The sequence below is a fragment of the Paenibacillus sp. FSL R5-192 genome, assembly GCF_000517845.1.
GTDB classification, from domain to species: Bacteria; Bacillota; Bacilli; order Paenibacillales; family Paenibacillaceae; genus Paenibacillus; species Paenibacillus amylolyticus.
Map to the genome: position 1 here is coordinate 1,037,157 of NZ_ASPR01000014.1, position 15,482 is coordinate 1,052,638.

11 protein-coding genes are annotated in these 15,482 nt (G+C 45.3%); 9 read left to right on the forward strand and 2 right to left on the reverse strand.

Annotation, left to right across the window (positions count from 1 at the left end):
• Positions 1–35: 35 nt before the first annotated feature.
• The 9 genes from C161_RS13055 to C161_RS13095 all read left to right on the forward strand — a co-directional run bounded on the left by C161_RS13055 (position 36) and on the right by C161_RS13095 (position 12,340).
• On the forward strand, positions 36–1,088 hold the full coding sequence (locus C161_RS13055) for an ROK family protein (RefSeq protein WP_036670650.1): 1,053 nt from the start codon (positions 36–38) through the stop codon (positions 1,086–1,088).
• A 49-nt stretch (positions 1,089–1,137) separates the two neighbouring features.
• The gene (locus C161_RS13060) at positions 1,138–2,361 is read left to right on the forward strand and encodes an MFS transporter (protein ID WP_235193799.1); all 1,224 of its coding nucleotides are present in this window, start codon (positions 1,138–1,140) and stop codon (positions 2,359–2,361) included.
• 21 nt (positions 2,362–2,382) lie between these two features.
• Positions 2,383–4,626 (forward strand): helix-turn-helix domain-containing protein, encoded by a 2,244-nt coding sequence (locus C161_RS13065; RefSeq protein ID WP_051449718.1) that lies wholly within the window; start codon positions 2,383–2,385, stop codon positions 4,624–4,626.
• Between the two features lie 202 nt (positions 4,627–4,828).
• Complete coding sequence (locus tag C161_RS13070; protein WP_155985039.1) at positions 4,829–5,239, forward strand: hypothetical protein; 411 nt, start codon at positions 4,829–4,831, stop codon at positions 5,237–5,239.
• A gap of 395 nt (positions 5,240–5,634) precedes the next feature.
• On the forward strand, positions 5,635–7,236 hold the full coding sequence (locus C161_RS13075; protein WP_036608672.1) for an extracellular solute-binding protein: 1,602 nt from the start codon (positions 5,635–5,637) through the stop codon (positions 7,234–7,236).
• A 111-nt stretch (positions 7,237–7,347) separates the two neighbouring features.
• Positions 7,348–8,250, forward strand: a complete 903-nt coding sequence (locus C161_RS13080) for an ABC transporter permease (RefSeq protein WP_017688833.1) — start codon at positions 7,348–7,350, stop codon at positions 8,248–8,250.
• A gap of 38 nt (positions 8,251–8,288) precedes the next feature.
• A complete protein-coding gene (locus tag C161_RS13085) occupies positions 8,289–9,161 on the forward strand; it encodes a carbohydrate ABC transporter permease (protein WP_036608671.1) in 873 nt (290 codons plus the stop codon).
• A 205-nt stretch (positions 9,162–9,366) separates the two neighbouring features.
• Positions 9,367–11,085: a hypothetical protein gene (locus C161_RS13090; protein WP_036670651.1), complete on the forward strand. Its 1,719-nt coding sequence runs from the start codon at positions 9,367–9,369 to the stop codon at positions 11,083–11,085.
• A gap of 289 nt (positions 11,086–11,374) precedes the next feature.
• Entirely contained in the window at positions 11,375–12,340 is a 966-nt protein-coding gene (locus C161_RS13095; RefSeq protein ID WP_036608668.1) for a sugar phosphate isomerase/epimerase family protein, read from the forward strand.
• Between the two features lie 148 nt (positions 12,341–12,488).
• On the opposite strand, the gene C161_RS13100 is transcribed toward C161_RS13095, so the two are convergent.
• Positions 12,489–13,124 carry a response regulator transcription factor gene (locus tag C161_RS13100; RefSeq protein WP_036608667.1) on the reverse strand — a complete coding sequence of 212 codons (636 nt, stop codon included), beginning with the start codon at positions 13,122–13,124 and terminating at the stop codon, positions 12,489–12,491.
• Positions 13,121–15,460: a sensor histidine kinase gene (locus tag C161_RS13105; protein ID WP_235193800.1), complete on the reverse strand. Its 2,340-nt coding sequence runs from the start codon at positions 15,458–15,460 to the stop codon at positions 13,121–13,123. Before C161_RS13105 ends, C161_RS13100 begins: the two co-directional genes overlap by 4 nt.
• Positions 15,461–15,482 lie beyond the last annotated feature (22 nt).

The window sequence follows — 15,482 nt, forward strand, 5'->3', positions numbered from 1 at the left end:
AGATTGGATATACAACATGTGAGGAGGGAAAAGGCATGACAGAATCCGTGAAAAACGTAAGTAATAATTATCAGACCAATCAGAATGGTACGGTTGGAGGTGATCTATCCGGCTGGATTGCAGGTATTGACATTGGAGGCACCAAAACATTAATGCTCTTGTCATCACAACAGGCTGGAAATGAAGTTCATGAACGTATCTTGCCTACGCTTGCCAGTGATCAGCCGGATGAGTTCTTCCGATGGTTATTTACTGAATTGGAAATATTCTGCCGCGAAGTTGGATGCAGTCTGGATCAACTTAAAGGTGCAGGCTTGGGATTCCCTGGTGTGATTCTGCAAGAGGAGGGGATACTGCGAAATGCTCCCGCTTTTCAGTGGCCTGAGCTAGATATTCGCCCTGTTATTGCGAAGTACTACAGCGGGAATATCATGTTGGATAATGATGTGAATATGGCGGCAATGGGAGAATATGATCAAGGGGCAGCACAGGGACATCAACACTGTGTAATGGTCACGGTTGGAACAGGCATTGGATCTGCTCTTATCCTGAATGGACAGCTCTATAGCGGCCAGAATGGAGCAGCAGGTGAGATTGGGCATTTCATTGCAGGAGACGAAGGGCTTCATACCGGTTACGTTGCGGATGCGGATTCCTTTGGCGTATTTGAGCAAGTGACTTCAGGTACGGGAATTACCGAACAGGCGAGGCGTTATTTTGCTGCTGGAAAGGGAAGTTCCTTATCCCTGATCATGAGTCTGGCAGGAGGGGAAGCGGAACAGATTGAAGCCAGGCATGTATTCAAAGCAGCGGAGTCGGGTGATCTTGCTGCCCTGGAGATTCTGGAACTACCCATGCGTTATATGGCGAGAGGTCTGGCGAATATTACGGCTTTACTCAATCCTTCCATTATAGTGATCGGTGGTGGCGTGGCTGCATCCAATCCATCCTATTATCTAAATGAAGTGCGCACACGCCTCCAACGTTACACTGTTCTGCCTACACTTTTAGCTGTAGCTGAACTGGGGAACAAAGCAGGAGCAATCGGGGCATTGGCTGCAATCAAGTCCAGTCTGACACGCGCTTAAAAATAGAGAATAGGCGAAGCAACTACAGAAATAAAGGATGGAGATCCGGATGAGAAGTAGACATATGAAGGCTTACACAGAGAAAATAAAAGCCGATTCCAAGGATGCAAAACGTGTTTTACTCCAATTACAGGGCCTATATCTGTTTATGGGGCTTGCCGGGGGGATGTTTAACCCGTACATTAATCCCATATTGGTTGCACAAGGTTTTTCCAGTAAAGAAACCGGATTTATTATGGCGTTTGGCACACTTGTATCTATTATCCTTCAACCTATATGGGGAATTCTGGTAGATAATTTTAAAAAGACACGGTTCGTACTGGTGATAAGCCTGCTTGTTCCTGCATCGTTAGCGTATTTCTACAATATTCAAGTGTACTTTATATTAATATTGATTTATACTTTATGCACTATATTCCAAGTGACTCAAATACCCGTTGCTGACTCCTATGCGGTTACAGCTGCGAGAGCCGCGAACACCTCATATGGCATGATCCGACTCTTCGGCAGCATAGGAACGGGAGTTGGGGGATTTGCCGCAGGGATGTATCTCTCCCAGTTTTCCATTCACATGTTATGGCTGCCATTTCTTCTGTTTAACATTCTGAGCGCTATACTGGCAAGTACACTTCCCCGGCAGACGAGCATATCCTCGTCCTCGGTAACCTTCTCCGTAGGTTTGGCAAGATTGCTCCGAAACCGGACATTCCTTCTATTTCTAACAGGTTGTTTCCTGGTTAACCAAACGCTCACTGCGTTTAACTCCTTTTTTGTTATTTCATTTCAGATGGCTGGCGGTTCTGTAACCATGACAGGTACGGCGTTGTTGCTTGCGTCGATTACCAATGTTCCATCCATGTTGGCAGCGGCATTCATACTCCGAAAATGGGGGCATGAACGCACGATGCTGCTTGCAGCGGGGGCCTATATGTTACGTTGGGGGATACAATGGCTATGGCCGACGCCTGAGGTCATGATTGGCGTTCAGGTGCTGCATGGGTTATCCTTCGGATTCTTTTATATTGCAGCAGTGGAATATGTGGCATCGGTTACGGGGCGGGAAATGCAGGCCACCGGACAAAGTTTATTTAACATGGTGTTTGCTGGCCTGGGCGGAATTGTTGGTAATATGCTTAACGGATATTTACTCGATTCCGGCGGTCCATCACTGATGTATCTGGCTTGCACGATCAGTGCGGCACTAGGATCAGTGATTCTGTATATCGTCAGCAGGCAGGCCAAAGAACAGAGAAGAGCATACTCATTAGAATAGAGATGGAAGGAGTTGGAGCCTATGAAAGTAAATCTGAAGCGGAATTGGCACACCAAGTTGATGTATTCGTATTTTCCTATTTTTCTGCTTACGATTTCCATTCTGATCTTTCTCTCCTTCCTGATTGTCAACGAACTCTCACGTAACGAAACACAAAAAGCTGACATGATCTCCACCCGCTATATCGTGGATACACTGGAGCGCTCGCTAAGTGACATTGAGCTTCGGTTGCTTGAAGACATTGGTGCAAACAAAACATATAGTCGCTTTCTGGAAGCTGGACAGGGACAATTATCGAGTCAGTTCATCTATGATGCGGCAAGTGGGCTGGGACGTATGCTGGATCAGCAGGATATGATTCAATCCATTTATCTCTATCGTATGTCGGATTCCCAGATTCTTACGCCCAGAGGCATGATGCGTTTGGAAGATTTCGAAGATCGTGCCTATATTGAGCAAGCCTTGAAAAATCGGGAGAACCTCGGTTGGAATCTGCCACGTGATTATAAGGAACGTTCATTCGACGTACCTTCACAGGTGATTAGCATGAATAAGTGGCTTCCGTTACCGTGGGGCGGGGAAGGACTGCTCGTCATTACCATCCGCATGTATGCAGTAGAACGGCAGATTGATAACATGACCAATGAAAAGTTATCTGTTCTTCAGGTTCGGGATAAGAGCGACAATCTGATCTATACCGCGCATCAAATGGACTCTTCAGCAGGTGAAATCCTTAATCGTGTGACTGCGGACAAACTTGGTCTGGTCTTCGAGAGTGGTATTCAATCCGGACAACTGTATTCATGGGTTTCCCTTGTTTCTTATGTGTGGATCGGTATTGGTTTATTAACGATTGTTGGTGCGGTGGCGGGACTAATCTACATTACTCGCAGAAATACACGCCCCATCCAGCTCATCATGAATCGAATTCAGGCGTTACAGCCACGTGCCGAGGAGGATGAAGCAGCACCATCCGTCAAGGATGAACTGGCACTCATCGACCGTGCGCTGGAACATCTGATTGCTCAAACGGTTGACTATGAGAAACAACATCATGAAAACTTGCTGATTCATCGCAGACAGTTGCTTGTTGATCTGATGGAAGGAGAGCGAATGGATTCGTTCCGTCAGCGACTTCGCCATCTGCAACCGCTAGAGGAACGATTCATGGAACCGAAGAGTGTTGCTGTCCTCATTGCGGAGATGAATGGTGACGATCTCTCGACCAATCAGAATATTCTGAAGATTGCGCTTATGAACGTAGTGGAAGAACTTGTGCAGAATGAGACCCAGTTCGGCGGTTGGGCTGAATGGTTTGGGAACCGCAGGCTTATTGTGGTGATTGCATCGGATGAGCAGGAAGGACTGGACCGTGAATTACTTATGGATCTGGCTAAGCAGATGCATATGTGGATTGCGGAAAACTTCCGCCTACGGTTTACGTTCGGGATTGGACGAACCGTATCGGGCTGGGAGGAGATTACTCGTTCCTATGCGAGTGCAGATGCGGGTTTGCAGCATAGACTTACCCTTGGTAAAGATGCGATCGTTCTCAGTGAGCAACTGCCAGATCGTATTGAGCTGCAATCGTACAAGTATTTGCAGATGCTTGCAGACTTTGTCCGTGAATTCAGACTAACCGGTGATGGTTGGCGAACGCAGCTGGATCAGATGTTTGTTGCGTTTAATGAAGATCAGATTACAGATAACGATATTCGCATGTTGCTGCAGGCGTTAATCCAGATGTTGTCCCGTGAATTCGGGGAGCTGTCTGAGCGGTTGCAAAGCCAATTTTCCGAGGAAATCCTGACTCGTCTTCGCAGTGATATCCAGCAGGTGGAGACACTCGAGGGGATTCAAGAGATTTTGCAGGAGTGGCTTAAAGAAGTTTATCGCAATTATGTATCTGTAAATGAAACGAAAAGTCATCGAGCGATGATCAACGAGCTCCGGATTTATATTGAAGAGCATTTTGATGATCCGGATCTGTCGCTGAAACATCTGAGTGATCGGTTCCAGATCTCGGGCAAATATGCGAGTTATCTGTTCAAGGAAGAGTTTGAGATGAAGTTTGTTGATTTTCTGGTGAAACTGAGGGTCGAAAAGGCCTGTCGTCTGTTGTCTGCATCCGATATGGCTGTTCAGGATATTGCTCTGCAAGTGGGTTATGCCAATGCCATCTCTTTCGGCAGGGTATTCAAACGGATTATGGGCGTGACACCAGGGGACTATCGCAAGCGGAGTGGAAAACAAGGGGATCAATAACGGAATTGCACGTGTTAGAACATCCGAGTATCGGGTAAAATCCAATAATCCTAGAGATATCTATGAAATCTCCTGTATGAGGCAATAAGGTTTCGTCCCTTATCGTTCTTTGCAGGAGATTTTTTGGATGTTCAACCACGATCTTAGGCCAGTGTAGCTGGTATGTTGTTAATGAATTTTACGAATGTCCTATACTAGCATTATGACAATTCATAGATTAATAGGGCAGGAGTTGAAGATGGTGTACAAATATGGACAGCAAGTGTGGGGATCGGTAGATATCAGTAAACGGGTTACCATTACAGCAAGCAACAACACATTTACATTTCATGTAGATGACTCGTCATATACGATAACTATACCTGTTGGTACCTACACGACAAGTCAACAAAGGCATGAATCCGAACTTATTCAAGCCATTTCGAAGCAAGGGACATCTCAGAACATTCCAGTACGATTTATTTTGGGCGGAATGCATTATGATGAGAAGTATAATGTGTTGATTTTGGAACATACGGACACGATCAACGAACATGTCATCGATCAATTTGCGGGAAATGCCATCGATACGTTGTTTGGTCAAATGAAGTTTAATCTTCCGCCAAGGAATTAGTGCGTCGAATCGTTCTACACGTGTTGCTAAACAAGGAGATCACATAAGATGTGGTCTCTTTTTCATTTTTTGAAGAGAGATTTAATGGAAAAAAGATTATTGCAAGATGGGTGATGCCAGATTGTCTATGAGAAACCAAAATGAATACAACACAATATGTTATTATAGTTAACGTTAATGGTGTGAAAATTGCATATTGTCAGGAAATATGTTTATATATCGCGGTATTTAACTTAAAAAACGTGAATTTCACATGTTGAAAATAGTTTATTGTCTAAATATCAGATCTTATGTAATGATTAGTGACATTCACAGGTGCAACAAAATGGGATGAACAAAGTGGAGTGGCAATCATGTGAATCCATTCAGAGAGTGTGCGAAAGGGGAAAGGTCAAATGAGATTATTTCAAAGACGTAAGGCACGCAAGGCAAGTTCAATCCTCGCAGTGGTAACAGCATTCACTCTATTATTATCTGCATGTTCATCAGGAAGCGAATCAACATCTTCCTCTGGAGAGTCGGGTTCGGGGGGGAAAACGACTTTGAAAGTAGAAATCTTCGATCGGGGAAACACTCCGGCGGGCTACACCATTTCGGACAGTTATCTGACTCGCTTCATTCAAGAGAAGTTTGGTGATCCAAATAACATCGATGTTCAGTTTGTTCCGGTACCACGCTCGGAGGAAGTACAGAAACTTAACGTTCTGATGGCGAGTGGCTCTGAAGTACCTGATATCGTCTTTACCTACGATTCGGGAACATTCAACCGGTATGCAGAGCAAGGAGGTCTGACCGAACTTACGGATCTGATCAATCAAAGTGGTCCTAACCTGAAGAAGTTCCTGGGAGATGAAACGCTGGCCTACGGTCAATACGATGGACAACAGTTCGCGGTTCCAGGTAAACGTCTTGTACTTGGGAAGTACGCATCCTATGTTCGTCAGGACTGGCTGGATGCACTCGGATTGCCTTCCCCTGAGACAGCTGAGGAGCTGCATACAACACTGAAGGCCTTTAAGGAAAAAGATCCGGGTAAAGTTGGTACAGGACTTATTCCGATGGGGATGTCCATTGCCTCGGCTCAATATGAACCACTGATCTGGTCATTCATTGAACCGCTGACGGAAGAACAGAAATATACATTAACGCAGCAACTGGGTTCCAATGACTATCCAACGTTGTTGCCTGGTTTCAAGGACGCTCTGAAATATATGAACACACTTTATAATGAAGGATTAATGAGCAAGGACTTTGGACTCGACAAAGACAAGAAAAAGCTGTGGGAAGATGTATCTAACGGCAAAGTTGGATTCTACACCGAGGATGCAGGGGAGATTTATATCTCCGGTACGTACAAAAACCTGCAAACCAATCAACCTGGTGCAGTGATGACACCGATTGATGCATTCAAAAACTCCGAAGGCAAATTCGCCAAACCGGCTTATGCACCCAATGCGATGTATGTCATGATTCCGAAGTCAAGCAACAATGCGGAAGCAGCGACGAAGTATCTGGATTGGATGGCTTCGGGCAACAACCTGTTCGATCTGCAATTCGGTGTTGAAAACGAGAACTATGAGCTCGTGGATGGAGTTCCACTGATCAAAGATGATGCTTCTCCTGAAATCGCAGGTCGTATCTATAATTCCGGTGACATTGCCATTATCGTCAATGGTAAATACGTTGGAGATGACAAGAAAAATGAAGAGGCTTATGTCGTACAGGTAGAGTCGAAGTATCGGGATGATATGCGCAAGTCGGTAGCGATCTCTAACACGGACACCATTCAACCGGTACGTTTCTCCAAACCGATTGACGCAGAAGCACGTTACGGTAACGGCTTGAAAGACAAGTTTATGGAGTTTTTCGTGAAAACAACCATTTCCAAACCCGCTGATTTTGAAGCTACGTATGACAGCATGATGAAGGACTACATGGCGAGCGGTGGTCAAGCAATCCTGGATGAACGTACAGAAGCTTACAAAGCGATGAAATAAGTAGAGTAGAGATCACATCTAATGTGTATGACAACAAAGAACAGGGATTTCATTAGGGCGATGGCAACATCGCCTTGATGAAGAATCCTGAATGACATGGGGGGAAGGTATATGAAAACAAGCATCTATTTCCGCAGAAACTGGCAACTATATGCGTTGCTCCTACTGCCCATGATCTACTTCATTATTTTCAAGTATGGGCCAATGTATGGCGTGCAGATTGCGTTCAAGGACTTTAACTTCTTTCAAGGGATCGCCGGTAGTGAGTGGATTGGCTTGGATGCATTCAGAGAAGTGTTTCAAAATCAGGGATTCTACACGGCATTACGCAACACGTTAGTGCTTAACATGCTGGATCTACTGGTCTCCTTCCCGGCACCACTTATATTAGCCATCTTATTATTCGAGCTGAAGAAGGCCTGGTTCAAAAAGTTGGCACAGACTTTACTGTACATTCCTCACTTTATTTCGTGGGTTATTATTGGAGGGATCGTACTTCAGGTATTCGGTACACAATCCGGTTTTATTAACAATATCTTGATGAGCATGGGATTTGATCCATTACCTTTCCTTTCAGACAAAAACTATTGGCTCTTCACGTATCTTGCGGTAGGCGTGTGGCAGAGTGCAGGCTGGGGTACGATTCTGTATCTGGCATCTCTCACGGGCATTAACCGGGAACTCTACGAAGCCGCAGAAGTGGATGGAGCAAGTCGGCTACGCAGAATCTGGCACATCTCCTTGCCAGGCATCAAAACAACGATTGTTACCTTATTGATCATCAATGTCGGCAACATGATCTCTATCGGCTTCGACCGACCGTTTATTATCGGTAACGTGGCTGTACGTGAATACTCGGATGTGCTCAGCACATTTGTCTATCGTGTCGGTTTACAATCTGGTCAGGTTACGCTCGCAACAGCTGTAGGTTTGTTCCAGGCATTAGTTGGACTTGTCTTCATACTCGGAGCGAACTATACGTCCAAGAAATTAACCGATGAGAGCATTATGTAGTGGATTGATTCACATATGATCTGTAAGGAGTGAGTGAGATGTCTGAAAACACGGCGAATCGAATATTCAACACGGTAAACGTCATTCTTATTATCATTACGATGGTGGTGTGTCTTGCACCATTCATTCATATTATTGCGATCTCGCTCAGCTCAAACCGGGCGATCGGTTCAGGAGAAGTTTCCTTTTTCCCCAAAGAGTTATCGTTTGAGGCGTATACCAAGGTATTTGCAGATGGATCAATGATTCGTTCCCTCATCTATACCATTTGGCTGACCGTCCTGAGTACGGTGCTAAGCATGGTGATGACCATTGCAGCAGCTTATCCACTGGCGAAGAGTAATCTAAAAGGGCGCAAGTGGTTCATGCTTGTCATTGTGGTGACGATGTTCTTCAGTGGCGGCATTATCCCCGAGTACATTCTGATCAAAAATCTACATCTACTTGATAGCACATGGGGACTTATTCTGCCTGGATTGATTAGTCCGTTTTATATGATTATCCTCATTACCTTCTTCAGAGGGATTCCCGAAAGTCTAGAAGAAGCAGCAGGCATTGATGGAAGCAGCCACTTTGGAACCCTTATGCGCATCATCTTGCCGCTATCCCTTCCGGTTATGGCAACACTGAGCCTATTCTACGCGGTAGGACGGTGGAATGGTTTCCAGGATGCACTCATGTATATTACCAAGCCTGAACTATACCCTTTGCAATTGAAATTGTATCAGATGATTCAGCAAAACCAGATTACAGAACTGATGCAGAACGAAGGTATTGGTGCTGTTCAAGTCCTGCCTGAGAGTCTGAAAGCAGCCAGCGTTATATTCTCCACGTTACCGATCCTGCTTGTGTATCCGTGGTTGCAGCGGTACTTTATCAGTGGCGTAATGGTAGGTGCTGTAAAAGGTTAATAGAGGTTGTTCAAAAAGTTCACTTTTGATTACGAATGATGCCTAGTGGCATCATCAGCATCGAATATGAAATTTAGCCGAAATGTCCGTTGCTCACGTAGTTGTCCTACGCTCCGCTACTCCATTTCTAGCTTAATTCCATCTTCTTGGTACTGAAAACTGATCTTTTTGAACACACACCTATAGTCTCGGGAGGTCACATGACATGACACAACGAATGGTAGAGAAGATGTCGAAAGAACAACAGTATCTTATAAATCAGTCCATGTTGATGATGGATAGCTTCTATGACAAGGAAATGGATCTGCTTCGCAGTTTTGAAGAAGAGGATTCATCGCAGCATAGCACACGAGCCAGTGCACATTATGCGCTCGGGTTGTTGATTCGAAATAAGCCTGGTGATGTGGAACACGCGATACGGGTGTTCCACAAGGTGCTCGATGTTCAATATGACGCTCCGGATGAGATCTATCACGGAACATTCGCGACCCGCCCCAATGATGTGCATCCACCAGCGGGTCACTATGCTTGGAAATCTTTTGCGCCAGGCACGGCCTATTTCCTGGAACGCACCTTTGAGAAGGTGTCTGCGCAGTTTATCCATAAACTACAGGAAGAGGGTTCTCTGCTCACAGAGGCAGTAGACCCCAAACAACTGAAACACCTTTTTCATTCGGCAGTGAATCAGGTTCTGCCACCGGTCTGGATCAGCTATGATCCCAACTGGCGCGAGTTTATCGCTTGTGTCTGTGTGGTCGTAACTGCCGAATTCGCCGAACTACTGCCGGAGACACTCATGAAACGGATGGACCATGCGATGGAACTGGCTGTTCAAGGGTCAATAGAACGCAGGTTATCCGACGTAATTCCAATGAACACGAATATTGAGTTGATGCATATTTTCATTACCCACTACTACGGCCATCGCTTGAACCGAACAGATTGGATTCAGCATTCGGATGAACAGGCGGAGGGGTTGATGAAGGAGGTTGAACAATACAACGGTACATTCGCGGAGTTCAATACGACAACGTATTACGGGGTTGATCTGTCCGTGCTTGGCATGTATCGAAAGTATGGACTCACGGAACGTTTGATCGAAATCGGACACCGGATTGAACATGGGCTGTGGAATAACATTGCGCTATATTATAATGCCAACCTGGAGAATCTCTCCGGCCCATTCTCTCGGGCGTACGACATGGAGATGCGAGAGCATAGTTCGATCGGTGTATTTATCTATCTCTTGCTTGGAGAAGGGTATGAATATCTGGCAGGAATCAACTGTGAGTCAGGCCATGATCCACTGATTGCGCTCCTTGGGGTGGATGTGCCCGCTGAAGCCGTGCCGTATTTCAAGGCTCATCAAGAAGATCGGCTTGTGCAGAAACAGTTCATGGAACTGTGTGAGCGCAATGATCCAACGTCCAATCGGAATCTGTGTACAGCCAAAGCCTGGATCGGTGAGGATCGGATGATCGGGGCCATGTCGGGAAGCGTGAATACCAACGGCCAGATGCATCCCGCCACGATCCACTGGCAGACAGAGACGGGGGAGCGTTATTATCTTCGCTTGATCCGCCGTGAGGTAGGCGAGGGGTGGAACAGTCATCTGCGCGGAGTAACGTTTGATGCGGATCTCACACCAGATTCGTTAACCATTGATGTGGAGCTGGATACGGCGGAAGAAATCGATGTTTATTTTGAAATCAGAGGGCCATCCCTTCGGCAGCAGGATATTACACCAGCGTTATGGCAGTTCCCGGGACTTACGTGTACCGTGAAGGCTGAAGCACCTGAACCATCCGTGTTAATGTACGTGAATCATGCGGAGATCATCTATCGTTATGTGCCTGGAAAGACGGCAAACAAGATGAGATTTAAACTCACCCTCCGTGAAGACAACGGATTGAGGAATAAATAGGTATATAAGATGAACTGAACATTTACACGAGAACGAAGAGTGCAGAACCGATCTGAAGAAGCGGAGCGTTCGCCTGAAAGCTTTCTGCAAGAAAGCTGCATCGGAAGCATAAGCTATCACCGGATTTTTCCCTTTGGAGAAGGGGATCAAAAAAATCTGGGGATAACAGCGATCAGAAGATGGTACTGCAATTGGAGTGATCTAGTATAAAGTGTATTGGTTCAACTTATATAGATAGAGATAAATGGAATATGAATGGGCGATAGAATGAGAGACAGGAGGACCAATGATGTATACGGACAAACAGGAATATTCGTTCTCAACATGTTGGAATATCAAACGTCATACGACCGGACAAGGCATGATCGAGGAGATCAAGTCTCTTGGATTCAAACAAGTTGAGCTGAATTATAACGTTACGGAAGAGATGCTGCAGACGATAGAACCGATGATTGAACGGGGCGAGATCGGTGTATCCAGTGTGCATAATACATTCCCGCATGTGGCTGATCCCGACTATGGGACGGATTCCGTCCTGCTTGGGTTCGATGATGAACCGCGCCGCAAACGGGCGATTGAGCTGTTACTTCGCTCAGCCGAGTACGCACATCGTTATGGGGCCAAGGCTGTCGTTGTACATCCCGGTGAGGTTCCGTTTGAATATAATATAGATGAAGCGTTGAAAAAGATATACCACGATCAAGGACCGGATTCACCAGCATATCAATCTTTATGGCAAGAGATGCTGGAGAAGCGGGAAGATGGCAGCGCACATTACCTGAGCCTTATTCAGGAGAGTCTGGAAGAGGTATGTAACTTGTCGGAGCAGCGGGGATACGGGGTGAATTTCGGTATTGAGACCCGTTCACGCTGTTATCAGATGCCGACTTTGCACGAAGCGGGAACGATTATTGGACAAATGAAGGGCGCACCGCTTGGTCTTTGGTACGATATTGGTCACGGCATGATGATGGATCGAATGGGGCTGTACGATAATGTACGTGAGGCTAACGCGTTGATTGATCACGTGGTTGGCGTGCATATTCATGAAACCGTAGGGTTATCAGATCATTGGTGTCCATACATCCATAGTAAAGACATGACCTTTTTTGATTCGTTTTTGGATATTATCGACCGTTCTCCGGTGAAAGTATATGAGCTGAAAGCCGCGTGCACACCGGAAGAGATTGATGAAAGTCACGGAATGATTAAGTCTCGCATTGCTGAACGTCAAGCGGCACGTCAGCGCGGGTAAAGGAGCAGACGTATCAAGCATGAATGCTCCTTATAGGAAAACCTCATAGTAAAGTAAATCAACAAATAGAGCGGTTCAGAACAAACCTCAGGTTGTATTACAGGGTGTTCTGCCGCTCTTTTGTTGTTCTTTTAAAGTGGTACATGTTTTACCGTTTCTCAGGGAGTGTTACGTCACCGAGAATCCCTGCCTGATAGCCTTTGACTACAGCACCAACTCTGGACTTCACACCAAATTTCTGCGTAATAGAAGTTATATGATACTCCACTGTACGTGGACTGATCGCCAGATCCTGTGCAATCTCCTTGTTGGTCATCTCCAGTGCAATGCGGTTAAGCACTTCCCGTTCAGTTGCTGTGAGGGATTGCTCAAGATTAGGAGATAACATTTTCTCTGGAATAAGCACATGACCCAACATACTTTGGTGGATGGCGTTGATAATCTGTCCATACGTTGCTTGCTTTGACAAGTAGGCATGAACGCCCAGATCATAAGCTTTTAACTGGAATTCGTGATAGTTGTATCCGGATAGCAGTATAATTTTGACGGATAACCCGTATTGATCTTTCAATCTTCTCACAACCTCGAACCCGTCAAGCTGGGGCATGCGGATATCCATCACAACAACATCTGGTCGCAACGCCTCTACTTCGGATAAAAAAAGCAATGGATCGCTGAATGTTTTTATTACCTGTATGCCGGGTTCGCGGTTTAAGCGGTTGTTGAGACCTTCCATGACCAGGGGGTGATCATCAAGCAGTACGACTGTAATGGGTTCGCTCATTGTTCAGTTGCTCCTTTGGTTAAAGGCAAACGGATGTTGATTGAGGTTCCTTTGCCAAGGCTGGAATGTATGGTGAATTCTCCACCGAGATGCTGAATGCTGCTTTGTATGGATATCAAACCGAAGTGCCCTGTTGCAGTATCAAATGTGGTATGAACATTAAACCCCAAGCCGTCATCCTCTACTTGGAGAATCAAGTCAGTATCCCTTGTATGTACCTGAATGGAGCAGAACGACGCCTGTGCGTGCTTCATCACATTCATAATGAGTTCGCGGACCGTCCGAAAGACGGTGGACTTCAGAGGTTCGTGCTTCAACTCTTCAGAGAGGGCGTTGTAGTTTAGTTCCATTCTGATGCCACTTTGCATTTGAAGTGTACGGATGAGCCATTGCAACGCTTCCTCAAGATCACTTCGATCCATAATATGAGGGTAGAGATCATCGCACAATTGACGTATATCTCTCTGGGAAGCATACAGGCACTCCAGCCAAACAGCCGTTTGATCCTTATGCGTATCTCCGGTATCGTGTAATTCCTCCAAATCACGAGACAGGAAAATCAGGTTTTGAAGCAGTTGATCATGAAGGAAATAAGAGGTTTTCATACGCTCTGCCTGTTGGGCTTCCATCATAATATCATTGAACTGCCGATGACGGCGTATCTGGTATTCATGAAGAGCTGTCTGGTCTACACGGTATTCATATCGCTTCTGCAGATCGGATAAGAGTCTCCCATTGACGAGCATTCGAATTGCTTCCAGCCTGCCTTGATCAATGATATCCTGCTCTTCTGCTGAAAAAAGGGTGCGATTTTCTTTGTGACCGATGCCCAAAAATCCTATCGTCTCCGTAGTGGGTTCACCTGATAGCTCCCAAACCTGTGCCAATTCATATTTTTGTCGTAAAACTTCAATATCCAAAATCTGGTTATCTATATTCTGAATGGAAGCAAAAATCCCTGTGCCTTCCTGAGAATATCTGTGTTTATCATCAATCCATATGAGAATTACACCTTCAATATCCAGCATCTTGTGGAACATCTCGGCAAACACGTGAATCATGTCCCGCATGTTTTGCTGCTCAGCCATTCGCACAGTCAACCGCAGTTGCTGGTGTTCCAGCCAGTCTTTGTTAAGTTTGTTTTTCTTGCGTGAGCGTGTGAGCGTGTACTGATACACCCAAGTGATCAGCAAAAACGAGACAAACAGCAAGCTGATATGAATTAACGAATGCAGGTGAGAAGCAGCCAGAAACAGTAAAAATGCGATTAAAGCATATAGTCCATGAATCATCAATCTTGGCATAACCAGTTTGAGGTCAAGCATACTCCGTTGTACAAGTACATAAGTGAACATCCATGATAAAGGCAGAAATCCAATTAATGTGTACTCTACAGGCAATAACGGTTCACCTTGAAGCAGGGTTGGAATAGCAAAACAGATGATGAAGGGAATCAGGCTGACAATAATTCCTGTTAACATGAGCAATAGCTGGTTCTGCTCCTTGCGATTGTAGCTTTTACGATTAACCCATGTCATCCAGATTAAGATCAGAAGGGTTGCACAAAGAATAAAGTTGAGCAGATTGGTTGGACCAGACGGTGCAACAGGAGTACTGACGGTAGTAATGCCTTGATTGATCTGAATATCGGTCATCATCCACTGCTTGATGTACAGAAAGGCAAGGCCAGTAGAGTAGGCAATCGCAATACATCTGCTGATGATTAATAACCATCGAAAACGATGCAGACGGGTACGGAATACAAAAGACACATAAAAAGCAGTTAGACAGTAAGGTAACCATGCCGCACAAAAGGCCAGAATATAATTGGATAAAGGCAACTGGGATGTGTATATCGTCAGTATACATATGGCCATGGACAGGTTAAGGAGGTAGAACAGGCGCATCACTCGTGAACCGGGTTGGTTAAAGAAGGCATAGGTTCCGGTCAACAATAGCAATAATTCTACTATGGATGAGAAGCCGATGTTGAACCATTCACGTGGTCCAGGCTTCATGGTATGTTCGGATGCCTGACCGTGAGAATTCTCAACGTCGATGATGTAGGCTTCAGTCACTAAGAATACACCTTTTTGATGGAGTAACCGGACTCCTCCTTTGGGTTCCAAGGAGATAACGGTGTCACCTGATCTAATCCCGGATGTATAAGCTAAACCTTGCGGATCTACATCATGTACTGCCCAAGAATTGGAGGCATTTGGTGTCAACGAAAGTCCGATATAAGGATTCATAAATGAAGAGATATGGATATACGTGGCTGTCAGTATAAAGCACAACATCGTTACAAACCATACGAAATTAAATTTAGTTTTCATGAATCTATGTAATGAGAGTTTT